The following is a 22,603-nucleotide window of genomic DNA, read 5'->3' as shown; positions in this document are numbered from 1 at the left end:
ATTACAGGAAGAATGAGCGCAAGATGGTGGCGGCGACAATCAGGAAGATACACGCACCGAACCAGCTGGCGGCGGTCTTTGAGGTGTCCGGATCACCGGACGAGAACTTGGAATAGACCTTCACGCCTCCGATAAGGCCGATAACGGCACCGATGGCGTAAATCAACTTAGTTCCGGGATCGAAATACGAAGTGACCATATTGGTTGCTTCGGTAATTCCTCCGATACCATTACCCTGGGCGAAAGCCCCCACTGAAACCAGCAGCGCCATGGCTGCCAAAAAGAATCTTTTTTTCATGTGTCGAAACTTTTAATTAGTGAGACAAAAAATCATTTCGACTGCGAATATATAGCACTTAATCTGTTGATTTACAAACTGTACGACCTGTGACACCTTATGACATCACGTTACATCGGCAGGGATTTTCAACCATTCAAAAAGGGTTTTCCCGGAAATATGAAACAGTAAAAACAGGGATAAGGAGAAAGCGGCATTTCATTTCTTCCGGCAAAGGTAGCCCCGTGTCCCTGGAAACCCGGCAAGGCGGCCCTGCGGGCTGGTTGCCGTGAAATAATCATCCTCGCTGCGCTTGCGGTATTTTTTCACGGCAAGCCTTGCGGGATTCCGGACCGGGGCGGAAAAGCCTTCAGGAAATAAAATACCGTTCGGTTTGAATGGATATATGTAAAACAAAAAACAGAAGATAACATGGAAACAAGAAACAATCAGACAGTGGCTTTCACGGGACACCGTAAGGAACGTATTCTGCAAGGGTTCGGAAACGATCCCCGGATACTTGCACAAATCAGGGATGTTGTGGCCGGAGTGGTAACAGAACTGTACGGGCAGGGATACAAGGAGTACTACACCGGGATGGCCAGCGGATTTGATATGACTGCTGCGGAGGCGGTCTTGCAGGTCAGGGAGAGATACGAAGGTATCAAGCTCATAGCGGCAGTACCATTTCGGAAACAGCCCTTGTGGTTTGAAGCGGAAGACCAGCTGTTGTATGCCCGTCTGTTGGAAAGGATGGACCGGGTGGTCATGGTTTCCGAAAATTACCACAAGGGCTGCTACCTTCGCAGGGATGAATACATGGTGCGTAAAGCGGATACAGTCATAGCTTATTGGGATCTTGTGCCGAGAGGGGGAACATTCTACACGGTGAGCAAGGCGTTAGAAAGCGGCAAGCCGGTCATCAATCTTTATGAAAGGATGAAATAGCGGCTGTCTGTATTGGAATGGAAAAGCGAAGTGTGAAAGCCGGTCGGCCTTCACACTTCGCTTCTTTTTATATATACATTACCTATTCCTCAGAACCGGAAGAGAGGGCACGCTGTTTCCTCCGTTCCTCCTTCTTCGCTTTCTGTTGTTTCTTCTTGACCTCCATTTCAGCCATAATCAGCTTTAAGGGTTTGACCGTTTCCGGCTCTTCCCGTTTGAACCGCTTGAAGTAGATTTCCTCAATAAACTGCGGAAGCGGGGTTTTCCACACCTCCTGCTTGTGGTTGTCTATCTTGCCGAGTTTGTCGGGATTCAGACCCAATTCACGGGCCATCTGTACTTGCTTGTCTGAAAGACGGTGACGTTTCTGCGCCACCAGCCATTTTTCCAATATCGCTTTTTTCATTGCCATCGTTCATTTTTTTGCAAAGATAGAATTTTTGCATTGATTTCTCTTAAATACTTGTTTGTCAGCATTATCTTATAGTCCATAATATATAAGTGCCAATATTGGCAGAAATTTAATATGACGATGGAAACAAAAAGAGACAGTTTGGATATATAAATCTCCAAAAACAGGAAAAGGCACACCGATATCACATCGACATGCCTTCTGAAACTATGACAGCAAAAAGAAACAATTAAACGAATTCATCTATATCTATATATCGAATGCCTCTGTCTCATTTTTTGTATTATCCATTTCTGAAATTTGTGAGTCATTACAAAGCATACTATCAATAAGATTTCCTATCTTCTTTTTGATAGCGGCTTCTTTCCGCATAATTCTGATGACTTCTTCTTCAGATAGATAGATGCGTGGGGCACGAATTGCAGGATTTCTTTTTATGCCAAAAGATTCTGCTTCTGACTTCGGCATTGCTTGTTATTTTTTGTTTTTCTCATTCGATTCCATATTTACATGTATTTATTCCAATCAATTCCAATCTGTTCCAAAGACTGTTTTGATGTCTCTTTTCCATTTGGCATATTTTCCTTGAGCAGTTTTTCCAATTGGCTTTGAGTACTCAATTCGGTTGAAAAGAACCTGAACAGGTCTGTATCCTGAAGTTGGTACAAGGTTTCGGCAGCATTTCGGATTTTCTTTCTGTCATCCGTCCCCGAAATAAGCACATCAGCGACATTGTTCAGTTCCTCAAAAGTCAGTGCCCTTGAAAAATCCGGATCAGGAATACACCCATCATTTGACATAAGTTCCCGTTTTTCCGATTCTGTCAGTCCCTTTTGTGAAGAGAAGTCATCTATCACATCATCCGGATCTATATCCTCATCTTCCTCTATAGGCTCTTTCTTCATAGGTTCAGAACGTGTGGGAGTTTTTCTCGCCACGTCCGGGTCTTCAAGATAGACTATTTTCGTCTTTCCGATTACTTCATTATACTCGTCCAGGGGATTCGGCTGCGTTTCGGTTTTCTCTTCATGCCCGACTTTCAGGATATCCTTCTCCGCTTGTGCGATCCATGCTTCAGCCTTGTCCAGTCTTGCCCTATACCGGGCTTTCCTTGCTTTTTCCACCATCCGTTTTTTGCGTAATTTCCATAACCGGATACGTGCAATGCGCATATAACGAAGCTGATTGTTCCAGAATTTATAAACTTTCGGACTGAATATAAACATCCATACCTTATATAATATATAAGTTGCCGACACGGCTTTTACTGAAAAATAAATTAATGTTGTTTCCATGACTATTGAATTTTAGGGGGTGAAAAACGGTCTTTATACATTCGGGTGATTTCCTCGATGTTGAGTTCTATATGCTCGGCTATGATATTACTGATATAGCTCGCAATACTTATTTCGGGAGCTATCACATTGAGATAATTCTTTATCTCGTCGTACAGCTTGCGGTTCAGGTACACCTGGATACGTCCGGGCATGGGGGTATTCACCAGATACTTTTGACGAAAGTTACTGTCACTTTCAGGCATATTGCAAGATTTGGAATTTTTCCGGGCAGTTTCTTTTTCCGTATCCTGCCTTTCATTGTTTCCCTCTTCCGGAACCTCAACCACTATGATATCCTCGTTCTCGATGGCATCAGGAATGTCACCGACCATATACCCCCTGATTTTTTCTTCATTCACTTTTACAATTTTCTTTGCCATATCTCAATTACAGGTTAAATTTTACAATCAGTTCGTTTGCCAGTTCCTGCAATCCGCTGCCTTTAAGCTGTCCTGCCGGCGGTGGAAGGAGCGAACAGCGGAAATAGGTGCGTGTCCGGGATGACAGTTCCTTGTCATAGCGGCAGAGATCGGGAATTATTGAATCCAGAATTTTCAACCCCTGTTTCTTCATCAGTGCCATATAGTTGTCAAGCACCTCGGTGTTGCTTCTTTTCTTGACCTTGGTCCAGAACAGGAGCACGTCTTTTAAGGGAATGTTCTTCCGGTTTTCCGCACACTTCATGACGCTTTTGGCAAAGACAAAACTGCTGTCCATGACAAAATTGTCAGCGGCAATGGGGGTCAATACATAATCCACATTGAAAATGGTCTGCAAAACGCCAGATATGTCCATAGATCCCGGCAGATCTATGAAAACGATATCAAAATCTGCTTTTGCCGCCAACTCTCCGGCCACATGGCGTGCATTCTCCGGTTTTGCCTGCCTGATAGGATAAATCCTACGTCCCCTGAGTCTCTGTTCCTCCAGCAACACCATGTACTTCTTGTTTATCTCCACCATCTCCATGTCCCGTTCCCTCAGATTGAACAGGCTACGCTGGGTGGAGTCACAATCAACGATGGCCACATTCTTGCCCATCGAATAATTCAGGAGACTGGCAAGCGTTATCAACATGGTACTTTTGCCGACCCCACCCTTTTGATTGCTGACTGCAACGAATAATGGATTCTTCTTCATAACTGAACTTTTTTAATGGTTTATTATACTATTGTTTTACTTGTCTGTTGTTTGCTTTGTGACATGGTTTGTTAGTGATACGGTTGCTTTGTGCTCACCAACCGGAAAACCGACCAACCGATAATTCTTTATCTTAACAAAGCAAGCAAACAATCATTGCCCGTCTGTTGCAACAAGTATTTTCACAAACCGTCAATACAACGGTTATGGACTTGTCTATTGGTTTGTTTTACCGTTCACGCTGCAAATAAAATGGTATTTTCCCATACTTCCACCATGTTTCAAGGGAGGTGACGACCTGTGTCACCATATGTCATCATGTTACATATAACTTGCTATTTTACAACAGAATAAACCGCCATAACTTTGCACCGACAACGGAACGGATACGGCTGCGAGGGCTTTCCGAAGCCGAAGAATGAGGCTGAAGGGTCAAACACAATTTGACGATAGGCAAATTCATGTTCAAGCGAACATAGCAAGTTGTGTTTTGGGCAGCCCGAAATATTTCGGGCAACCCAAAACAACTTGCCGCTCGCCTGACGGCTCGGGGTGGGATTCACTCCAAAGTCGTGAATCCGGGACGGAAGATCAGAAACAAAAACATCAATGCGTATGGAAGAAAACAAGAACAGAAAAACAAGAAAAAGTGCAGGCCGGAAATCAAAATCCGATCCTGCCGTGTACCGTTACGGTATCAAATTCAACTCACGGGAGAACGCGCAATTTGAACTCTCGTTCCAGAAATCGGGTATGGCTTACCGTGCAAGGTTTATTAAATCGGTACTACTTAACAGGGAAATCAAGGTGGTCAGAATCGACAAGGCGACGATGGACTACTATGTCCGTCTTACCAATTTCTACCATCAGTTCCAGGCCATCGGCAACAACTACAACCAGACGGTAAAGGCAATCAAGAACAACTTCGGGGAGAAACGGGCATACGCCCTGCTCCGCAATCTGGAAAAGGCGACCATAGATCTGGTGGTGCTGGGCAAGCGGATCATCATGCTGACCCGTGAGTTTGAAGAAACCTACCTTATCAGAAAACAGAGGGAGGAGGAATGACATGGTGGCAAAAATCAACAGGGGCGTGTCGCTCTATGGGGCTGTCATCTACAACCAGCAGAAAGTGAACGAGTCCATGGCACGTATCATTTCGGGCAACCGCATGATTGCCGATGTCACGGGCAATCCGGAGCATGTCATGAGGAACACGCTCTGGGCTTTCGAGAACTACCTGCTTGCCAACAGGAACACGGAGAAGCCGGTGCTGCACATATCGCTCAACCCTTCGGCGGACGACAAGCTGACCGACAGCCAGTTCGCAGACCTGGCAAGGGAGTATATGCAGAAAATGGGGTACGGCGACCAGCCCTACATCGTGTATATCCACGAGGACATAGACCGCAGGCATATCCATATCGTTTCCACCTGCGTGAACGAGAAAGGGGAAAAGATTGACGACGCCTACGAGTGGAACCGCTCGATGGAGGCCTGCCGGGAACTGGAACGGAAGTTCGGACTGAAGCAGGTGGAGGACAAACGCAAGGAACTGTTGGAGCCGTACCTCAAGAAAGCGGACTATCGGAATGGCGATGTAAAGCAACAAGTTTCCAACATCCTCAAAAGCGTGTTCTCCACTTACCGTTTCCAGTCATTCGGGGAGTATAGTGCGTTGCTGTCCTGCTTCAACATCGAGGCGAAACAGGTCAGGGGCGAATTTGGAGGAACACCTTACAACGGCATTGTCTATACCCTGACAGACAATGCAGGCAAACCGGTATGTACGCCCATCAAGTCCTCCCTTATCGGAAAACGCTTCGGTTATGAAGGACTGGAAAAGCGTATCGGTTACAATACCCGTGAATACAAGAACAAGAAATGGCAACCCAAGATACGGAACGGGGTGGCACTCGCCATGCACGGCTGCCGGGGCAACCGGGAGGATTTCATCCGTCTGCTCAACAGGCAGGGAATAGACGTGGTATTCCGTGAAAATGATGAGGGACGCATTTACGGCGCAACTTTCATCGACCACAGGAACCGGGAGGTCTATAACGGCTCACGGCTCGGCAAGGAGTTCTCGGCAAATGCCTTTGAACGCCTGTTCAACGAACCGGGCAATATCCCGGACCTGGATGCTCCCACACCGGATATCAGCGGGCAAAGCAGTTTCTCTGCCGGCATGGAAGATGCCATCGGACAGGCTTTCGGGATCTTCAACTTTGAAGCAAACGGTCCCGACCCGCAGGAAGAGGCTCTTGCCCGAAGGCTGCAACGCAAGAAGAAAAAGAAACGCCGTTCACGGGGTATCTCCTGAAAACAATATTCATTCACCATTAAAATTATATAGTTATGCAACAGGAAGATGATTTGAGAGGATTGGCAAAGGTCATGGAGTTCATGCGTGCCATATCCATCGTGTTTGTTGTCATCCACGTCTATTGGTTCTGTTACCGGGCGTTCGTGGATGCGGGTATCAATATCGGAGTGGTCGACAGGATACTCCTGAATTTCCAAAGAACGGCAGGGCTTTTCAGCAACCTGCTGGTGACAAAAGTGTTCGCCATCATATTCCTTGCCCTGTCATGTTTAGGCACGAAGGGCGTGAAGAACCGGAGGATGACCTGGCGGAAGATATATACCGCCTTCCTTTCGGGGCTTGTATTGTTCTTCATGAACTGGTGGATGCTCGACCTGCCGTTCAGTCCGACAGCTGATGCCGCCATTTACACGGTAACGCTGACCGCCGGGTACATCCTTCTTTTGATGTCAGGCGTATGGATAAGCCGTATGCTGAAACACAACCTTATGGAGGACGTGTTCAACACCGCCAACGAGAGTTTCATGCAGGAAACACGCTTGATGGAGAACGAGTATTCCGTCAACCTGCCGACCAAGTTCGTGTATCAGGGCAAGGAATGGGACGGATGGATCAACGTTGTAAACGTTTTTCGTGCGTCCATCGTGCTTGGAACACCGGGTAGCGGAAAGTCCTACGCAGTGGTAAACAACTACATAAAACAGCAGATCGAGAAATCCTTCGCGATGTATATTTATGATTACAAATTTCCGGACTTGTCCGAAATCGCGTACAATCATCTGCTGAAACACAGGGGACATTACAAGGTGAAGCCGGAGTTCTACGTCATCAATTTCGATGACCCGCGCCGCAGCCACCGGTGCAATCCCATCAACCCCAAATTCATGGTGGATATCAGTGATGCCTACGAATCCGCCTACACGATAATGCTCAACCTGAACAAGACGTGGGTGTGACCTGTAAAGTCACGTAATTGATTGTTAGACAGTAATATTAATTGCATGATTCAACCCGCTGTTCCGTCAGCGGTAGCCTACTATAAGGTGCATCTCCAGTGATGGGTTGTGCCAAGCTTATAGGACAAAGTACACTTTCCGAAAGGACAAGACTGAACCGTGAGGGAATGTCAAGGACGGTTAGTATCATACCGTTGAGTGGCGAGGCTGGATAGCATGGTTAACGTAAGTGAACTGACTTTAGCCGTCGTAAGGTTTGAAGGAGCGCAAGATACTTTAGCTCTCACCAAAAGGTAAGCAGTCGGATAACCCTTGCCCATGTTGGGGTTACACGGACACAGCACTGCCGGCGGACTTGGCAGAACCTAAACTATCCGTTTGTCAATTACGTGGAACAGGGCAAGCCTGTATCTCTCTCGTAAGAATGCGAGTAAGCGAACCGCAAGGCAAGCCGAATGGGGTGCAGGTATGAGATAACGGAAAAAGCGAATGCCACCCTGTAATGGGGTGGATACGGATTGAATCAACATCACGGGTTGTTATTGGTGACATCATCCGACACGAAAGTGGGCAGACTTCCGTATATGGTAACTCTTTACAAGATAACTTTTAGAACTTTCAAAAGGAGGAAAGCAAATGAACGAAACTAAAACATCGTGTGCGCCTGCTGATAGTAGGAATCTAACTTGGGACGGCATGGACTGGTCCAAGTGTGAAGCCTATGTCCGAAAGCTACAAGCGCGTATTGTAAAGGCTCAAAAGGAAGGCAGACATAACAAGGTGAAAGCCTTGCAGTGGATGCTGACCCACTCTTTTTACGCCAAGGCATTGGCGGTAAAGAGGGTTACTTCCAACAAAGGGAAGAAAACGTCTGGAGTAGATAAACAGCTTTGGGATTCTCCCAAGCGCAAGTACAAAGCAATCGGTGAACTGAAACGTCGTGGTTACAATCCGCAGCCGCTTCGTAGGGTTCACATCAAGAAAAAGAACGGTAAACTCCGACCGTTGGAAATACCGACAATGAAAGACAGGGCGATGCAGGCATTATATCTCATGGCATTGGAACCGATAGCCGAAACGACAGGCGACCGCTTTTCTTATGGTTTCCGCAAGAAACGCAGGACAATGGACGCTATCCGTCAGATTGATACGGTTCTAAACCGCCAGCATTCCCCCGAATGGATTTTGGAGGGAGACATTAAAGGCTGCTTCGACCATATCAGTCACGACTGGCTTCTTAATCACATCCCTATGGATAAGACGATACTCAGAAAATGGCTGAAATGTGGAGCTGTATTCAATGGCAAACTATTCCCGACAGAAGAGGGTACACCACAAGGAGGTATCATATCACCGACACTTGCAAATATAGCACTTGACGGACTTCAACCACTCTTGGCTGAAAGATTCAAAAGATTATGGCGCAACAATAAGACATTCCACTACAAGGTAAACCTTATTCGTTATGCGGATGACTTTATAATCACAGGTCGAGATAAGGAGCTATTGGAAAACGAAGTCAAACCTATCGTGATAGAATTTCTCAAAGAAAGAGGGCTGACCTTATCCGAAGAGAAAACTACCATTACGAACATATACGACGGTTTTGATTTCTTAGGTTTCAATGTGAGGAAGTTTGGCAAAAGGCTATACACATCCCCGTCCAAAGATGCACAGAAACGCTTCAGGGCAAAAATCGGTGACATCGTTAAAGGACATAAAATGTGTAAGCAGGAATCGCTGATACGAATGCTTAATCCTGTAATCACAGGTTGGGGCAACTATTACCGATATGGTGCATCAACCGATGCTTTTCATGGTTGTGACAATCACATTTACAATCTCACGAAGAAATGGGCTTTACGTCGCCATCCAAAGAAACGCAAGTCTTGGGTTGCAGACAAATATTGGCATGAAATTCGGGGGCGTAAATGGACGTTTGCATGGAAATATGAAACCAAGAGCAAGAAAGTGAACTACCTGACCCTTAAAAGGTTGTCGGATATACATTATACTCCGTACAAGCAAATCAAAGGTGAGGCAAACCCTTTCGACCCGGAATACGATGATTATTTCTTTCAGCGAAAGGAGCAACAAATGCTGGAATCTCTCAAGGGACGTAAGTCTCTCTTATATTTATGGAACAAGCAGAACCGGATTTGTCCGTTATGTGGCAAGGAAATAGATTGTACAAAAGCATGGAACGTCAACGAAATATCTGTTGGCGGTTCGATTGTACGGCAACTTGTCCACAACAACTGCTACAAGCGAAATAAACGAAAATGTTGAAAGTATGAGCCGATTTCTAACAACAAATAGAAATATTGAGTTGCTTGAGCCGTATGAGGGGAAACTCTCATGTACGGTTCTTAGGGGAGAAGGGGGCAGCAATGCCCTTGACTTACCCGATATACAGAAACAGGGTGATTTCTTTGTTGAGTCACCGATTATCCTGCTCGCCGCAATTATCTGGTATCTGCGGATTTACAAGGACGGCAAGTACTGCACCTTCCCCCACGCGATAGAATTTCTTAACAAACCGTATGCCGACATTTTCACGATTCTCACCTCTTATCCCTCATTGGAAAACTACCTTTCCCCCTTTATGGACGCATGGCAATCCGGAGCCCAAGACCAATTGCAGGGCCAGATAGCGAGCGCCAAAATCCCGCTTTCGAGGATGATTTCACCACAGCTTTACTGGGTCATGACGGGGGATGATTTTACGCTTGACCTTAACAACCCGGAACATCCTAAAATCCTTTGTGTGGGAAATAATCCGGACAGGCAGAACATCTATTCGGCCGCATTAGGACTGTACAATTCACGTATCGTGAAATTAGTGAACAAGAAGGGGCAGCTCAAGAGTTCCATCATCATTGACGAGCTTCCGACCATCTATTTCCGCGGCATCGACAACCTGATAGCCACCGCACGAAGCAACAAGGTGGCGGTCTGTCTCGGCTTCCAGGACTTTTCACAGCTGACCCGTGACTACGGTGAAAAAGAGGCGAAGGTGATCCAAAATACAGTCGGTAACATTTTCTCAGGACAGGTGGTCGGAGAAACGGCAAAGAACCTTTCGGAGCGTTTCGGAAAGATACTCCAACAGCGGCAATCCATATCAATCAACCGGCAGGATACCTCCACTTCTATCAACACGCAACTGGACTCGCTGATACCGGCATCCAAGATAGCCAATCTCTCGCAAGGCACATTCGTGGGCAGCGTGGCGGACAACTTCGGTGAGGAAATCGAGCAGAAGATTTTCCATGCCCGTATCATCGTCGATAATGAGAAGGTGGCGGCAGAAACCAAAGCATACAGGAAGATACCTGTCATCAACGGGTTCAAGGATGCGGACGGCAACGATATCATGCAGCAGCAGATAGACCGCAACTATTCACGTATCAAGGCGGACGTGCTGCAAATAATTGAAGATGAAATGGAACGAATCGCAAACGACGAGAACCTGAAACATCTGTTGCAGGAGAAATAACCGGTGGGCGACAAAAAATGAGCGGGGCAAGTCTGATATCTTGTCCCGCCCGTCATTTTAATCCTGATTTTCAGAAATTTCCTCTTTAAGCAATTTGTTTATGGTCGTTATCGTGTGGGTCTGAAAGTAATTTTTCAGTTCGGTATCATCTTTCAGCAGTATGCCGCATTCCTCATCATAAGTTCCGATGATATATTTTTTTAATTCGGAGAAACTCTCCGCAAACGGTATCTGTCTGTTTTCCTGCCAGTATTCGGTTGTGGCTTCGGTGACAAACGCTTTCAACACGGCTTTTTCCTCCTTGTCCAATTTCTTAAAACGTGTTGTTTCCCGGCTCACGGGCAACGGCTCCGGCAAAATATCCTCCGGATTTTTACCGTTACGCATAGCGGACATACAACTTTTACAGATATGCTGTGCGTGTCCTTTACCGGAGAACTTCTCGTTCGCCTTGTAGCCGCAACAGATACGGCAATAGTGCCCCTGCTGTTTCTTCTTCTTTTTCGCCATGCCTATTGCTGTTTCAACAATTCCAAGCCTTTTTCCGTAAGACGGTATTTCTGCTTCGGGTGACTCGGCTGTTCAGGGTACAATGGAATAATATATCCTTCATTCAATGCAGGATGCAAGTAGTTTGTCCTGAATGTGGGGCGATGGTTCAGTTCCAATGCTTCCATTATTTCTTTTACGGACAACTCACGCTCATTCAGTATTTTCACCAAAGCAAGAACCTGGTCGGTACCTGGTCGGTGCCTGGTCGGTGCTTGGTCGGTGCTTGGTCGGTTTGCCACCTCACATCTGAATATCAGCGTTACACTGTTTGCCCATATCTTGTATTCCGGTTCGGGTAATCCGGCTTTGCTACATTCAGACATCATCAGCCCTATGCCTCGTCCCCAGCTTTCTAGAACCTTTCGTTTATACAGGACATTGGCCAATAATGGGTTTTGTGGTTTTGATTCATGCTCTGATTTCATCTTCTCTGCATCCCAGTCGGGCGGAAAAGTACCGGGGTTTTCTATCTCCACACGGTCGTCATAAATGGCTATGCCCACCGAACCGCCGGCTTCTTTGTACGACCTGTGGGTCAGACTGTTCAATACCCCTTCTCTTATTGCCTTATATGGAATGGTCAAATGTTCCTCCCGTTCCAATGTATCGGTTGTGCCGGATAAGGAAAGATGCTTGAAAATGAATGCCATTGCCGCATTGAGCAGTTGAAAAAAGTTGCCTTGAATGCGTTGGCTGTCCATGAATACGGTTTTGTCCGTTCCTTTGAAACGGGCTAAGCGGAGCAGGCATTGGGGATATTCCATGTCCTCGTGTTTTCCAAACAGCACGGCTGCCGCATTGTTCAACACCCCATCTTTCAATAACCCGAACTTTCCCAATATGACAGGGACGTCAGTGCCCGTATCTTCCGGCAAACGACCGCATTCTATACCTAACCTGACAGTCTTCAACACCTCGTTGGTATCCAAGTGCTGTAAGGTCAGATTTTTGTTTTCTAAAAGTTCCCAGCGGTATCTGTTTCCGTCACGCTGCAACAGCAGGTTATTATATGCTGTCTGCGGCATCGTGGTGGTCGCGCTTTCCACCCGCATATAGGGTCGTCCCTTATAGCAGAACGGACGGTTGAGTCTGGAATCTTCAACACGGAAAATAATTACTTTTTTCTCACTATCCGGCAATGGCGCATAAGATATTTGTACCATTGCCACAGGTTCCAGCCGGTTGATTGCATCAGCTATGTCCCGTCTGGTCTTGTCGCTCACGTCCTGCCCGATAATCTTTCCCTTGTCGTTCACACCGAACAGTACCGTTCCGCCGTTCCCGTTCAGGAAGGCACAAAGGGTTTCCATACCGCGCTCCAACTGACCGGTGGTTTCCTTGAACTCCACCAGTCCGCCTTCTTTTTCGGCTATCAGCCGTTTTACTATATCAAGGTCTTCTATAATCATATATAATCCTGTAACATAAGTACAAAGGTAGCGTTTTTTTCATTGATTCCCGGGCAAATGTATTGAAAACTATTGCCGGAAAGGACAAACCGTCCTGAAAAAATGAGAAAATGGCATCATGCCATCCTCTGCTTCGGCTTTAGTACAAGACTACCTTCTCATGCGCTCCTGATTTACAGCACCTGATACCCAAAGAAGACAGCGACAAGAAGGAGAAATAGGATACCGCTGTTTTATTTCAGCCTGCAAAGTTCGTCCCGTGCCTTATGGATTGGGCAAGGCCGGGCCCTTCGGGTTTCGTGGAAAAATCATCCTCGCTGCGCTTGCGGTATTTTTCCCGAAAGCCTTGCACAATCCGGCACGGAACGGCTGGGCAGGCAAGAAATAAAATACCGGCTCGACGAGCCGCAGATGTCTAACTCAAAAACGAAAGATATGGGCAGAAGCAACTTTACACCTATGGGACGTTTCAATGAGATAATTGACCGTTACGGACTAAAACTGATGGAAGTGAGTATCAACCACCTGAGAATATTCTCCGGCAACCGGAAGCTGTTCGACTACTATCCGTTACGGATGAAACTGTTCGATTACCGGCAGTGGAAACAGCTTACCTATCCCTCTCTGATTGACGGAACGGACAAGTGGGAAACAGAGCTTGACGGCATTATCAAAGAGCTTATGGTATCACAGCAATAAACAGCAGGATTATGAATGGTAATAACGGCAAGACGCTCATTTGGGACAACATTCCCGAATGGGCGATTTTTTCATTGGAGTACGGCACCCGGGAGGAACTGTTCCTGCCTGATGAAGACAAGGAGATGATAACCCGGTTCATCACAGAAAACTTCCCGGACGGCTACACCATGTCGGTGGATTGGGAGTCATACAAGGAATTTGACACCAATCCCGCTTTCGGGAAAGCGTGCAAGACCTACAAGGTCATTTTCATAACAGAATCATAACTAAAAATCATAGTAGTATGGCAGATAACAGGAAACATACAAGGGTGGTGAATATCCATAAGGAGGCATACGATGTATATATCGGTCGTGCCGGTAAAGGGCAGGACGGGTATTTCGGTAATCCGTTCAGGCTGAAGCAGGACATGGACCGGGGCGGGACACTGGCCGGATTCCGCGAATATTTTTACAGGAGGCTGGCGAACGATGCGGAATACAGGCGCAGGGTTCATGAGTTGCAGGGAAAGACTCTGGGATGCTTCTGCAAACCGCACCCATGCCATGGGGATATTATCAAGGAGTACCTTGACAGGATGACCGGGCGTGGCGAGGACATAGAGATCGGTACAATTTTCTACAAGGGCAAGGCATACCCGTCACGTGAGATTACGACCGGCATGGAAACCTATACGATATCGGTGGAGGAGCTGGGGCATGAACTGGAAGATGACATGCGCAACCTTTTGGGTGAAGCCGTCGGACAGGACGAGAATATCTGTTACTATTGCACCAACGAAGAGCTATGCACGTTGACCGACAGGGAAATGGACAAGATTATATACGGATAGACAACAGACTGATATGGAAACACCTATTAAGGTAGTGTTCAGACGGTTCAAGGAGGGCGGGGTAATCGCCCTCTTTCCATATATACCGTGGAACGAATCCGAAAATACAATCACATCCTACATGCACGCGGGACAGCATGGCGCAGCCGATTACAGGGGAATCATCTCCGGGACACTGCCCGCGACGGAAAAGGAATACAAGAGCCTGCTGGCAGAACTGAACTCCATCGGATACGACAATCTGCATGTATTGGAACGGGCCCATGCAAGACAGAAGTTTTTCTTATAATTCTATTAAAATGAAAAAGATAACATTGAGCGAATACAATTCCACACCGAAGGATTACCGTGGAATATGGACCGTAGAGCGTCGGGACTTGCCGGATTGGGCGGAAATGCGCGAAAAGTACATGGGCAAGCGTACCCTTATGGTATATGATAACGGCACAAAGCTGCTTGTCGAAGGGCTGGGCCTTGAAATCGTGGATGACAGTTCATGGAAAAAGCCTGAGGAAGTCAGAAAGGAAATCGGCGGCAGATATCTGGAATACTACACGAAAAAAGGTCATGATCCTCATTACGCGGATTGCATGATACGATGGAATGATACATTGGAAACGACAGGGGCCAGAATCGCCTTGACTATGGATACCGGTACAGAAAAGGATGATGAAATATTCTTCTACTGCGACAGCCTGAATGATTTGAAATCGTTGGCAGATAAAGGTGGGGAAGGTTTTGTCATAGCCGGGTGTATCGGTTTCGGAGCTTACGAAGAACTATTATAAACGACATTAAATATTCATATTATGAGAATCGATTGTCAGAAACATTACGACAAGGTAGCGGAGTACGCCAAAAGTATCGGTGACACAACATTTCAGAATTGTATTGACTGCCTCAAGCAATGGGAAACCAATTCCCAAGGAGTGTATGAAATTGAACTGTATTACGACTGTTCGCCGTATTCATTCGGATTTGCACAAGTGGCTGCGGACGGAAACAGGGGGATTGTCGGAGGGCTGCTGTATCATGGCAGACCGGATGAATCTCTTGCCGTAATGATCGGAAAATCTTTCCACGGCTGGAGCATACATACTTAAAACCTGCGACTGCCATATTGAGCGGATATAGTGGAGAAGTGATCAGATTTGGATTGCCTATGCACTTTTTCACTCATTTTTTGTCACTTATCCGGTCTTCAAGCCGCTGAATCGGAAAAATTAATTCCTGTATTTGCAGGATTAAAACAAAAAAATACGGAAATTCCGCAAAAATACCGAATTAAATCCTTATATGGCAAATTAAAATTTGAAATTGGAGTTTGCAAAACTTTCGCAGCCGATATGGTATAAAAACAAGAAATCCCGGCCGTAAATGACCGGGACTTCTCTACTTCCTTTTTATAGTGCAGATGCGACGACTAAGCTCGCACGGGCACTTTTAACGCACAAAAGTAAGCATTATTTTTATACCCAATCGAATTTATTGCAAAAAAACAGGGCAACCGCATCAAAAGATCAAGCTGATAGTCAATGTTTGTCTTCAGGACACCTTGTCCGTCTTGATATTCCTATCCGACCACGCATTGAATTTCAGGAGGAACAAACCGTGAAGAGAGGCGATCTTGATATTGAACTCGTCATCTATATTGACAGTTATGGCTTCCGCCAACACTTCATCAAAACCTTTTACAGACATCGCAATCCTTTTTTCAGGCGGCCAATAGAAGTTATCGTCTTCCTTAGCGACACCATATGGAACAACATCCAGTTAATATTCACCATAGTTGGCGTGATGTATTTGGCTATCAGCAATACGGGTTGTTTTTCCGTAGCCGCCAACATCCTTAATCGGCTTACAATATTCCCGATAGTCGCGGTTGTCACTGTGTTTTTGACTTCACATAGAAAATCCACATTCATAATTTGGATGATTGCATCAAAATTCTTGTATGGATTATCCTCTTTTTGAATGACTGTTTTCGGGGGGTAATGCCAATTTTTCCCGCAATGCTTCCAATTCTGAATTTAATATTTCACGTTCTGCCAACACCATAGTTTGTTCACTATTTGTTTGTGTTCATTAAAAATGAAAAGCTACCGCACAACAAACAGCCATACCCGTTTATGAGCCATAACAATGGGAATTGTCTGTATTGGATAAAACAAGGAAAAGTACCGGATTATCCAATACAGATAGTAGCCGCCCATAGACAAAGTTGTCTCTGTATTGATACAATGACTATGTAAAAGTAGTCAGAAAATAAAGATTTTTGTGTACTCATTAGGCTTTTCAATACCGTCATGGTATCTTATTCCATATTCCTCTATAAAAATCCGTCACAAGCCGCGCTTCCCTTACCAAGTCCCTTCGGGGAAGGTAACCCGGAGGGCGAATACCTGCACGTTCAAGCCTCCGGTTTTCGGGACATAAAATTCCCTGCGGTAATTTTCCGCCCGAAAAAACGTTCCGGTATTGCCGTCCGAGTTGCGGAAATGTCCGGGACTTGGCAAGCGAAGCGACCTACGACGCATAATACAAGGTCAATAAAAAAATCCGACGGGAGATATTTTGCCTCATTATAATATCCCAAAGGGGCACGCCATCCGGAGTTTTCCAAACCAAATCTTCTTCCTGTCCCATCAGGAGACGCCTCAAACGGGGGACAAGGGCTTCGCTCGCTCCCAACTCTGCATATTACAGTTTTTCTTTCGCTGGTTTCGTGTCGCCCATGTGATTTTCTGCCGTTTTTTCTTGCTTCCGAGCTGCCATTCGTACTTTTTTCTTCTCTTCCGCCCTTTGGTCCGGCGCTTTTTCCATGTTTTCCCCATTGATTTTCCCATTTTCCCGCCCCGCCTTTTCCCACCTGCGGTGAAACAGGATGACATCCGATGAAATGTATAGTATAATGTATTGAAACATAGTAATTTATCAATTTTTCGCCTATATATTTGCAGAGACAACAACAGTTATCAACGTTAAAAAAACAAAGTTATGGCAAAGAAAAACGTGAGGGACGAGCCCCTCAAACCGCAGGTCACCGAGAACGAGCAGATGAGTGACATCATCCTTATCCTCGACAAGATGGAGCTGCTCCTCCAGGCGGTCAGCAAACTCGACAAGGACGGCAGGCACGAAACAGTGCCGGCGGACAGGAAGCACCGCAATTCCTTCCTCAAAATCGACCGCTACGCCAGCATGTTCGAGAATTTCCTGAAGAACTTCTGGAGCCAGCTCAAGGACCCGACACGCTTCGGCATCCTCTCCGTCAAGGAGAAAGCGCTGGACGACCCGAAAGTGCGGCAGGCCATCGAAGACCTCGCCGCCGGAAAAAAGACAGACGCGGTGGAAGAATTCCTCAAGCAGTACGAGATTGTCCCCCGCGACAAGGAAAACCAAAGTATCAACCATCAAAATCAAGAAGAAATGGCAAAAGAAAATGAAACACAGCAGCAGGCCGCCCAAGGCGGAGGCACGCAGCAACAGCCCCAGTACCGCTACAACGAGTCCATGATCAACTGGGAACAGCTGAAGAACTTCGGGCTCTCCCGTGAGGAACTTCAGGAGCGGGGACTACTCGACCAGATGCTCAAGGGCTACAAGACCAACCAGGTCGTGCCCATCAGCATGAACTTCGGCTCCGCCGTACTACGCACCGACGCGAGGCTCTCGTTCCAGCAGTCCCGCTCCGGGGACATCGTGCTGGGCATCCACGGTATCCGGCAGAAACCCGACCTCGACCGTCCCTACTTCGGGCACATCTTCTCCGACGAGGACAAGAAGAACCTGCTTGAGACGGGTAACATGGGGCGTGTCGTGGAACTGAAGAACCGTAACGGCGAGTATGTCCCCTCTTTCGTCAGCATCGACAAGCTGACCAACGAGGTGGTGGCGATGAAAGCCGAGAATGTCTTCATACCACGTGAAATCAGCGGGGTGAAACTGACCGAACAGGAACAGAACGACCTACGTGAAGGAAAGAAAATATTCATAGAAGGAATGACAGCCAGATCGGGCAACCCGTTCGACGCCCACATCCAGGTCAATGCCGAGCGCAGGGGCGTGGAGTTCATCTTCGAGAACGACAAGCTCTTCAACCGGCAGTACCTGGGAGGCGTGGAACTGACCAAGAAGCAGATCGACGACCTGAACGGGGGCAAGGCCATCTTCGTGGAGGGCATGAAGCGCAAGGACGGGGAACTGTTCTCCTCCTACGTGAAGCTCGACGAGGCGACAGGCCGCCCGTCCTACACCCGCTACAACCCCGACTCCCCTGAAGGCGCACGGGAAATCTACATTCCGAATGAGATCAACGGCGTGAAAATCACTCCCGAGGAGCAGAAAGAGCTGCGTGAAGGGAGGCCTGTCTTCCTCAACGGCATGGTGAACCGCAGGGGCGAGGAATTCTCCTCGTTCATCAAGGCGGACCTCGAAACGGGCCGTCTGAGCTACTCGCGCACCCCGGACGGCTTCGACCAGCGCGAGGAGTTCAAGATACCGTCCAAGGTATGGGACGTGGAGCTTACCCGCAAGCAGCGTGCCGACCTCCAAAGCGGCAAGGCGGTACTGGTCGAGGGCATCAAGGGGTATGACGGCAAGACCATCTCGCAGTACGTCAAGGCGAACTTCAACCAGGGACGGCTGGACTTCTACAACGAGAACCCCGACCGCAGACGCGACGCCTCGCAGCGCAACGTGGTGTCCGCCACACAAAGACAGGGAGAGGAAAACCGCCAATCCAGAGGTGCGGGCATAGCCTGAGGGTCAAAGCAAAACGAATGTTGAATCCAAAAAAATCAGAACATGGAAATGAACAAGGAAAACAACACGCCTTTCAAGGCGGAAGACGTGAACTGGGACGAGCTGGCCGCCATCGGCATCTTGAAGGACGAGCTGGAAATGGCCGGGGAACTCGATACGCTGCTCAGCGGTGAGAAAACGAACGTGGTATCGCTCAGCCTGGTGCTGCTCGGCGTGGACGTGGTGATGGACGCCACACTCCAGCTGGTACGCAAGGACGGCGAGCCGCTGCTCGAAATCCTCGGCATCAAGCCTGTTGGACAGTAACTCCTCCTCTATAATATGTAAACCGAATGTATAACCGCCGTTTCCCGTCCCTCCGCACGCCGGCAAGCGGGAAACGGCTTAATTCTTATCCGAATCATGATAGCAATCATAGCAGAAAAACCGAGTGTCGGTCAGGAGATAGCCCGTGTGGTCGGGGCTACAGAGAAAAAGGACGGCTACATGGTGACATGGGCACTGGGACATTTAGTATCACTGGCATTGCCGGGAACATACGGTTACACGAGAACCACCGCCGAAGACCTTCCGATGCTTCCTGAGCCGTTCCGTCTTGTGGAACGGCAGATACGTACGGACAGGGGAATGGTGACGGACATCGCCGCCGGCAAACAGCTCAAAATCATTGATGAAGTATTCTCCAAGTGCGACAGCATCATCGTGGCGACCGATGCCGGGCGTGAGGGGGAACTCATCTTCCGGTGGATATATTCCCACCTGGGCTGTACCAAGCCTTTCAAACGCCTGTGGATCTCCTCGCTTACCGACGAGGCCATCCGAAAGGGGATGGCGGACCTCAGGGAAGGACATGAATACGACAGCCTCTATGCGGCCGCAGACAGCAGGGCGAAGGCGGACTGGCTGGTGGGCATGAACGCCAGCCGCGCGTTGGCGACAGCCTCCGGTTCGGCGAACAACTCCATCGGACGGGTGCAGACCCCGACCCTCGCCATGATATGCGCACGCTTCAAGGAGAACCGTAACTTCGTTTCCGTCCCGTATTGGCAGCTGCATATCACGCTGAAGCTGGGAGAGGCGCACCGGCTGTTCATCCATCCGGAGCACTTCGGGGACAAGGAAGCGGCGGAAACGGCATACGGACGCATCATTCCCGGCTCGGCGGTGACAATCACCAAAGTGGAGCGTGGTACGGTTTTCCAGCAGGTCCCGCTTCTGTATGACCTGACCTCCCTTCAGAAGGACTGCAACATCCACCACGACCTTACGGCGGACAAGACACTTTCCATCGCCCAATCCCTGTACGAGAAGAAACTGGTCTCGTACCCGAGAACGGGCAGCCGGTACATACCCGAAGATGTCATGGCGAATATACCCGCCTTGCTGGAAAAAATCATTGCCATGCCTCTGTTCAAGGAGTACGGACGCACTTTCGACTTTTCCGCTCTGAACACCCGGAGCGTGGATGCCACGAAAGTGACCGATCACCATGCCCTGATTACCACGGGTGTCGTTCCCGAAGAGTTGTCCGAGGCGGAATCCGCCGTCTACACCCTGATAGCCGGCAGGATGCTGGAAGCCTTCTCCCCCCGCTGCGAGAAGGAGCGGCTGCTCATGGAGTGCGTGTGCGGGGGCATGGGTTTCCACTCCCGCTCCGCCTTCATCGTCAACCCGGGCTGGCGGGCGGTATTCGCCCGGAAGGAGGACCGGGAAAAGGACGAGTCGGAAGATGGCGGAGGAACGGCCTTGTTTGCCGAAGGCGGGCTGGTTCCGCTCTCGGGTCGCGGACTATCGCAGAAAAAGACCCTGCCCAGGCCGCTTTACACGGAAGCCACGCTGCTTGCCGCCATGGAAAACTGCGGAAAGGACATCACGGACGGAGAGGCACGTGAGACTGTCAAGGATTCGGGTATCGGCACACCCGCCACCCGTGCCGCCATCATCACGACCCTGTTCAAACGTGACTATGTCGAGCGTTCCGGCAAGAGTATCCTGCCGACGGAAAAGGGGCTGTACCTCTACGAATCGGTGAAGGACATGATGGTGGCCGACGCGGAGCTGACCGGCACATGGGAAAGGGCACTGGCACGGATAGAGGGGCGTACCCTCGATCCGGACAGCTTCATGCTCTCCATCAGGGAATACACCGGAAAAGTAACCGGCGAGATATTGCGCCTCAAATTCCCGGAACCGTCATCACACGCCTTTACCTGCCCCAAGTGCAAGGCCGGCAACGTGGTGGTGAAGTCCAAGGTCGCGAAATGCGACCGTGAAGGATGCGGGCTGCTGGTGTTCCGCCGTTTCCTGAACAAGGAACTGACCGACCAGCATCTTGAACAGCTTTTCTCATCCGGCTCCACCCGGCTTATCAAGGGTTTCAAGGGTAAGAAAGGGTGTTCTTTCGATGCGGCACTCACCTTTGACGAAAGTTTTAACCTGAAACTTTCTTTTCCCAAGCCCAAAGGTGCAAAAGGCAAATGAATCCCGCCATTCCAATTCTGCGGGCAAAGGTAGCGGAACCGCCCGTTTCCACCTGCAAGGTCGGGCCTTGCAGGTTTCGGGGAAAATCATCCTCGCCCCGCTCCGGTATTTTCCCCGAAAACCTTGCCTGTGGAGGCGGTCCGCTCTCCGGCCCCCGAAATTGGAAATGACATGTTTCACCCATTAACAATATACGGTCATGAAAACGAGGGAATATATCGAAAAACTGACAACAGGCAAATGGACAAGGATGACAGTATTGGCCATCGCGGCCTTCATCGTGTTCGGTTATCTGTATTCAAGAGGCGTATCGCCCGTGTGGACGGCAGTCGCCATCGTCTGTTTCAGGGGATTCTTCAGGTTTCTCTATAAGGTAGCCTGCTTCCTGGTGGCAGCGGCGATACTTTTTTGTATCCTCAGCTACCTGGTATTCTGATTCCACCGGCATAAAATATAGGAAGATGGAACAAATACGGCATATAAACCGCTGCAATACCTTGCAGGACAGGGCTGTCCTCACGGACGGCTCTTTTTGTGTTCCATGCCTTATGGAAACAGGGATAATGAAAACACGTTCGGAAAGGAAAGGGAGGCATATACAGCCATTGACAGACCGGGAACTACAGGGCAAAGTTGGCAAACGCCTCTTTTCGGACGACAAGGCCGGGTCCTCCGGGTTTCGCGGAAAAATCATCCTCGCCCGGAGGGCTTGCGGTATTTTTCCCGAAAGCCTTGCCTTTCCGGAAGCGTTTGCCGTAAAGCCCTTGTAGTTCAACGGGCTGCCAAAGCCCGGGTATTCACAATTAAAATTATAGAGTCATGAATCAAGCAATCATCTCAAGACCGTAAGTATTCGATAAACTCCCTCGTATATTGGGTAACGTATGTTCATAATGTCGTTTATTCATTTTATCGTTCTATGATTTATTGTTACATCAATTCAACCCAAAGATGTGCGGGTTCTATAG

27 protein-coding genes and 3 pseudogenes are annotated in these 22,603 nt (G+C 48.2%); 17 read left to right on the top strand and 13 right to left on the bottom strand.

The genetic code is table 11. The features are described from left to right. Position 1 precedes the first annotated feature (1 nt). Positions 2–298, bottom strand: a complete 297-nt coding sequence (locus tag NBH16_RS00150; RefSeq protein WP_250787886.1) for a DUF4134 domain-containing protein — start codon at positions 296–298, stop codon at positions 2–4. A 198-nt stretch (positions 299–496) separates the two neighbouring features. Then, entirely contained in the window at positions 497–694 is a 198-nt protein-coding gene (locus tag NBH16_RS00145) for a hypothetical protein (protein WP_250787885.1), read from the bottom strand. A 15-nt stretch (positions 695–709) separates the two neighbouring features. Between NBH16_RS00145 and NBH16_RS00140 the strand changes: the two genes are divergently transcribed. After that, the gene (locus NBH16_RS00140; protein ID WP_250787884.1) at positions 710–1,225 is read left to right on the top strand and encodes an SLOG family protein; all 516 of its coding nucleotides are present in this window, start codon (positions 710–712) and stop codon (positions 1,223–1,225) included. A gap of 82 nt (positions 1,226–1,307) precedes the next feature. On the opposite strand, the gene NBH16_RS00135 is transcribed toward NBH16_RS00140, so the two are convergent. The 5 genes from NBH16_RS00135 to NBH16_RS00115 form a co-directional block, all read right to left on the bottom strand. Further along, positions 1,308–1,637 (bottom strand): hypothetical protein, encoded by a 330-nt coding sequence (locus NBH16_RS00135; RefSeq protein ID WP_250787883.1) that lies wholly within the window; start codon positions 1,635–1,637, stop codon positions 1,308–1,310. A gap of 249 nt (positions 1,638–1,886) precedes the next feature. Continuing rightward, positions 1,887–2,105: a hypothetical protein gene (locus NBH16_RS00130; RefSeq protein WP_250787882.1), complete on the bottom strand. Its 219-nt coding sequence runs from the start codon at positions 2,103–2,105 to the stop codon at positions 1,887–1,889. 38 nt (positions 2,106–2,143) lie between these two features. After that, positions 2,144–2,932: a DUF4122 family protein gene (locus tag NBH16_RS00125; RefSeq protein ID WP_250787881.1), complete on the bottom strand. Its 789-nt coding sequence runs from the start codon at positions 2,930–2,932 to the stop codon at positions 2,144–2,146. Between the two features lie 2 nt (positions 2,933–2,934). Continuing rightward, a complete protein-coding gene (locus NBH16_RS00120) occupies positions 2,935–3,354 on the bottom strand; it encodes a DUF3408 domain-containing protein (protein WP_250787880.1) in 420 nt (139 codons plus the stop codon). 7 nt (positions 3,355–3,361) lie between these two features. Beyond that, positions 3,362–4,114, bottom strand: a complete 753-nt coding sequence (locus tag NBH16_RS00115; protein ID WP_250787879.1) for a ParA family protein — start codon at positions 4,112–4,114, stop codon at positions 3,362–3,364. Between the two features lie 609 nt (positions 4,115–4,723). Between NBH16_RS00115 and mobA the strand changes: the two genes are divergently transcribed. The 5 genes and pseudogenes from mobA to NBH16_RS00090 form a co-directional block, all read left to right on the top strand. After that, entirely contained in the window at positions 4,724–5,182 is a 459-nt protein-coding gene (gene mobA, locus NBH16_RS00110) for a conjugal transfer protein MobA (RefSeq protein WP_128809752.1), read from the top strand. A 1-nt stretch (position 5,183) separates the two neighbouring features. Continuing rightward, complete coding sequence (gene mobB / locus NBH16_RS00105) at positions 5,184–6,437, top strand: conjugal transfer protein MobB (protein ID WP_250787973.1); 1,254 nt, start codon at positions 5,184–5,186, stop codon at positions 6,435–6,437. A 35-nt stretch (positions 6,438–6,472) separates the two neighbouring features. Continuing rightward, positions 6,473–7,393 (top strand): annotated as a pseudogene (locus NBH16_RS00100) (YWFCY domain-containing protein); the annotation flags it as partial. Between the two features lie 639 nt (positions 7,394–8,032). Beyond that, the gene (gene ltrA, locus NBH16_RS00095; protein ID WP_250787878.1) at positions 8,033–9,685 is read left to right on the top strand and encodes a group II intron reverse transcriptase/maturase; all 1,653 of its coding nucleotides are present in this window, start codon (positions 8,033–8,035) and stop codon (positions 9,683–9,685) included. Positions 9,686–9,806: 121 nt separating this feature from the next. Then, positions 9,807–10,895: pseudogene (locus NBH16_RS00090) on the top strand (TraM recognition domain-containing protein); the annotation flags it as partial. 57 nt (positions 10,896–10,952) lie between these two features. Here the strand turns inward: NBH16_RS00090 and NBH16_RS00085 are convergent. After that, positions 10,953–11,405 carry a hypothetical protein gene (locus NBH16_RS00085; RefSeq protein WP_250787876.1) on the bottom strand — a complete coding sequence of 151 codons (453 nt, stop codon included), beginning with the start codon at positions 11,403–11,405 and terminating at the stop codon, positions 10,953–10,955. A gap of 2 nt (positions 11,406–11,407) precedes the next feature. Beyond that, positions 11,408–12,856, bottom strand: coding sequence for a Fic family protein (locus NBH16_RS00080; RefSeq protein ID WP_250787875.1), 1,449 nt, complete (start codon positions 12,854–12,856; stop codon positions 11,408–11,410). A 435-nt stretch (positions 12,857–13,291) separates the two neighbouring features. On the opposite strand from NBH16_RS00080, the gene NBH16_RS00075 reads away from it, so the two are divergent. The 6 genes from NBH16_RS00075 to NBH16_RS00050 are packed head-to-tail and all read left to right on the top strand — an operon-like array spanning position 13,292 to position 15,493. Further along, positions 13,292–13,555, top strand: a complete 264-nt coding sequence (locus NBH16_RS00075) for a hypothetical protein (protein WP_196010121.1) — start codon at positions 13,292–13,294, stop codon at positions 13,553–13,555. Positions 13,556–13,566: 11 nt separating this feature from the next. Continuing rightward, the gene (locus tag NBH16_RS00070; protein ID WP_250787874.1) at positions 13,567–13,824 is read left to right on the top strand and encodes a DUF6926 domain-containing protein; all 258 of its coding nucleotides are present in this window, start codon (positions 13,567–13,569) and stop codon (positions 13,822–13,824) included. A gap of 17 nt (positions 13,825–13,841) precedes the next feature. Next, positions 13,842–14,390, top strand: a complete 549-nt coding sequence (locus NBH16_RS00065) for a DUF4326 domain-containing protein (protein WP_250787873.1) — start codon at positions 13,842–13,844, stop codon at positions 14,388–14,390. A 13-nt stretch (positions 14,391–14,403) separates the two neighbouring features. Further along, on the top strand, positions 14,404–14,679 hold the full coding sequence (locus NBH16_RS00060; protein WP_250787872.1) for a hypothetical protein: 276 nt from the start codon (positions 14,404–14,406) through the stop codon (positions 14,677–14,679). A gap of 10 nt (positions 14,680–14,689) precedes the next feature. Next, positions 14,690–15,178, top strand: coding sequence for a hypothetical protein (locus tag NBH16_RS00055; RefSeq protein WP_250787871.1), 489 nt, complete (start codon positions 14,690–14,692; stop codon positions 15,176–15,178). A gap of 21 nt (positions 15,179–15,199) precedes the next feature. Then, positions 15,200–15,493 (top strand): DUF4120 family protein, encoded by a 294-nt coding sequence (locus tag NBH16_RS00050; RefSeq protein ID WP_250787870.1) that lies wholly within the window; start codon positions 15,200–15,202, stop codon positions 15,491–15,493. 451 nt (positions 15,494–15,944) lie between these two features. Here NBH16_RS00050 and NBH16_RS00045 read toward each other — a convergent pair. From NBH16_RS00045 to NBH16_RS00030, 4 genes and pseudogenes are all read right to left on the bottom strand, one after another. After that, positions 15,945–16,163, bottom strand: a pseudogene (locus NBH16_RS00045) (nucleotidyl transferase AbiEii/AbiGii toxin family protein); the annotation flags it as partial. Further along, positions 16,082–16,279, bottom strand: coding sequence for a hypothetical protein (locus NBH16_RS00040; protein ID WP_250787977.1), 198 nt, complete (start codon positions 16,277–16,279; stop codon positions 16,082–16,084). The pseudogene NBH16_RS00045 and the gene NBH16_RS00040, both read right to left, overlap by 82 nt. A gap of 471 nt (positions 16,280–16,750) precedes the next feature. Continuing rightward, entirely contained in the window at positions 16,751–16,927 is a 177-nt protein-coding gene (locus NBH16_RS00035) for a hypothetical protein (protein WP_250787869.1), read from the bottom strand. A gap of 163 nt (positions 16,928–17,090) precedes the next feature. After that, positions 17,091–17,315 (bottom strand): hypothetical protein, encoded by a 225-nt coding sequence (locus tag NBH16_RS00030; protein WP_250787868.1) that lies wholly within the window; start codon positions 17,313–17,315, stop codon positions 17,091–17,093. A gap of 72 nt (positions 17,316–17,387) precedes the next feature. Between NBH16_RS00030 and NBH16_RS00025 the strand changes: the two genes are divergently transcribed. The 5 genes from NBH16_RS00025 (at position 17,388) to NBH16_RS00005 (ending at position 22,405) form a co-directional block, all read left to right on the top strand. Then, entirely contained in the window at positions 17,388–19,154 is a 1,767-nt protein-coding gene (locus tag NBH16_RS00025) for a DUF3945 domain-containing protein (RefSeq protein WP_250787867.1), read from the top strand. Positions 19,155–19,196: 42 nt separating this feature from the next. Beyond that, a complete protein-coding gene (locus NBH16_RS00020; protein ID WP_195605533.1) occupies positions 19,197–19,460 on the top strand; it encodes a DUF4099 domain-containing protein in 264 nt (87 codons plus the stop codon). A gap of 96 nt (positions 19,461–19,556) precedes the next feature. Further along, on the top strand, positions 19,557–21,635 hold the full coding sequence (locus tag NBH16_RS00015) for a type IA DNA topoisomerase (protein WP_250787866.1): 2,079 nt from the start codon (positions 19,557–19,559) through the stop codon (positions 21,633–21,635). A gap of 199 nt (positions 21,636–21,834) precedes the next feature. After that, positions 21,835–22,071 (top strand): hypothetical protein, encoded by a 237-nt coding sequence (locus tag NBH16_RS00010; protein WP_196010114.1) that lies wholly within the window; start codon positions 21,835–21,837, stop codon positions 22,069–22,071. 25 nt (positions 22,072–22,096) lie between these two features. Beyond that, positions 22,097–22,405 (top strand): hypothetical protein, encoded by a 309-nt coding sequence (locus NBH16_RS00005; protein WP_250787865.1) that lies wholly within the window; start codon positions 22,097–22,099, stop codon positions 22,403–22,405. The last annotated feature ends 198 nt before the right edge of the window (positions 22,406–22,603 follow it).

The organism is Parabacteroides sp. Y3-G-102 (genome assembly GCF_023656845.1).
Lineage (GTDB): Bacteria > Bacteroidota > Bacteroidia > Bacteroidales > Tannerellaceae > Parabacteroides > Parabacteroides distasonis.
The sequence above is the reverse complement of the archived record's forward strand: the minus strand, read 5'-3'. Positions and strand labels throughout refer to the sequence as shown.

Bases quoted from the DNA above. Each gene is read 5' to 3' on its own strand.
- NBH16_RS00150 (WP_250787886.1), bottom strand. From the start codon at position 298: ATGAAAAAAAGATTCTTTTTGGCAGCCATGGCGCTGCTGGTTTCAGTG.
- NBH16_RS00140 (WP_250787884.1), top strand. From the start codon at position 710: ATGGAAACAAGAAACAATCAGACAGTGGCTTTCACGGGACACCGTAAG.
- NBH16_RS00135 (WP_250787883.1), bottom strand. From the start codon at position 1,637: ATGGCAATGAAAAAAGCGATATTGGAAAAATGGCTGGTGGCGCAGAAA.
- NBH16_RS00130 (WP_250787882.1), bottom strand. From the start codon at position 2,105: ATGCCGAAGTCAGAAGCAGAATCTTTTGGCATAAAAAGAAATCCTGCA.
- NBH16_RS00125 (WP_250787881.1), bottom strand. From the start codon at position 2,932: ATGGAAACAACATTAATTTATTTTTCAGTAAAAGCCGTGTCGGCAACT.
- NBH16_RS00120 (WP_250787880.1), bottom strand. From the start codon at position 3,354: ATGGCAAAGAAAATTGTAAAAGTGAATGAAGAAAAAATCAGGGGGTAT.
- NBH16_RS00115 (WP_250787879.1), bottom strand. From the start codon at position 4,114: ATGAAGAAGAATCCATTATTCGTTGCAGTCAGCAATCAAAAGGGTGGG.
- mobA (WP_128809752.1), top strand. From the start codon at position 4,724: ATGCGTATGGAAGAAAACAAGAACAGAAAAACAAGAAAAAGTGCAGGC.
- mobB (WP_250787973.1), top strand. From the start codon at position 5,184: ATGGTGGCAAAAATCAACAGGGGCGTGTCGCTCTATGGGGCTGTCATC.
- ltrA (WP_250787878.1), top strand. From the start codon at position 8,033: ATGAACGAAACTAAAACATCGTGTGCGCCTGCTGATAGTAGGAATCTA.
- NBH16_RS00085 (WP_250787876.1), bottom strand. From the start codon at position 11,405: ATGGCGAAAAAGAAGAAGAAACAGCAGGGGCACTATTGCCGTATCTGT.
- NBH16_RS00080 (WP_250787875.1), bottom strand. From the start codon at position 12,856: ATGATTATAGAAGACCTTGATATAGTAAAACGGCTGATAGCCGAAAAA.
- NBH16_RS00075 (WP_196010121.1), top strand. From the start codon at position 13,292: ATGGGCAGAAGCAACTTTACACCTATGGGACGTTTCAATGAGATAATT.
- NBH16_RS00070 (WP_250787874.1), top strand. From the start codon at position 13,567: ATGAATGGTAATAACGGCAAGACGCTCATTTGGGACAACATTCCCGAA.
- NBH16_RS00065 (WP_250787873.1), top strand. From the start codon at position 13,842: ATGGCAGATAACAGGAAACATACAAGGGTGGTGAATATCCATAAGGAG.
- NBH16_RS00060 (WP_250787872.1), top strand. From the start codon at position 14,404: ATGGAAACACCTATTAAGGTAGTGTTCAGACGGTTCAAGGAGGGCGGG.
- NBH16_RS00055 (WP_250787871.1), top strand. From the start codon at position 14,690: ATGAAAAAGATAACATTGAGCGAATACAATTCCACACCGAAGGATTAC.
- NBH16_RS00050 (WP_250787870.1), top strand. From the start codon at position 15,200: ATGAGAATCGATTGTCAGAAACATTACGACAAGGTAGCGGAGTACGCC.
- NBH16_RS00035 (WP_250787869.1), bottom strand. From the start codon at position 16,927: ATGCGTCGTAGGTCGCTTCGCTTGCCAAGTCCCGGACATTTCCGCAAC.
- NBH16_RS00030 (WP_250787868.1), bottom strand. From the start codon at position 17,315: ATGTTTCAATACATTATACTATACATTTCATCGGATGTCATCCTGTTT.
- NBH16_RS00025 (WP_250787867.1), top strand. From the start codon at position 17,388: ATGGCAAAGAAAAACGTGAGGGACGAGCCCCTCAAACCGCAGGTCACC.
- NBH16_RS00020 (WP_195605533.1), top strand. From the start codon at position 19,197: ATGGAAATGAACAAGGAAAACAACACGCCTTTCAAGGCGGAAGACGTG.
- NBH16_RS00015 (WP_250787866.1), top strand. From the start codon at position 19,557: ATGATAGCAATCATAGCAGAAAAACCGAGTGTCGGTCAGGAGATAGCC.
- NBH16_RS00010 (WP_196010114.1), top strand. From the start codon at position 21,835: ATGAAAACGAGGGAATATATCGAAAAACTGACAACAGGCAAATGGACA.
- NBH16_RS00005 (WP_250787865.1), top strand. From the start codon at position 22,097: ATGGAACAAATACGGCATATAAACCGCTGCAATACCTTGCAGGACAGG.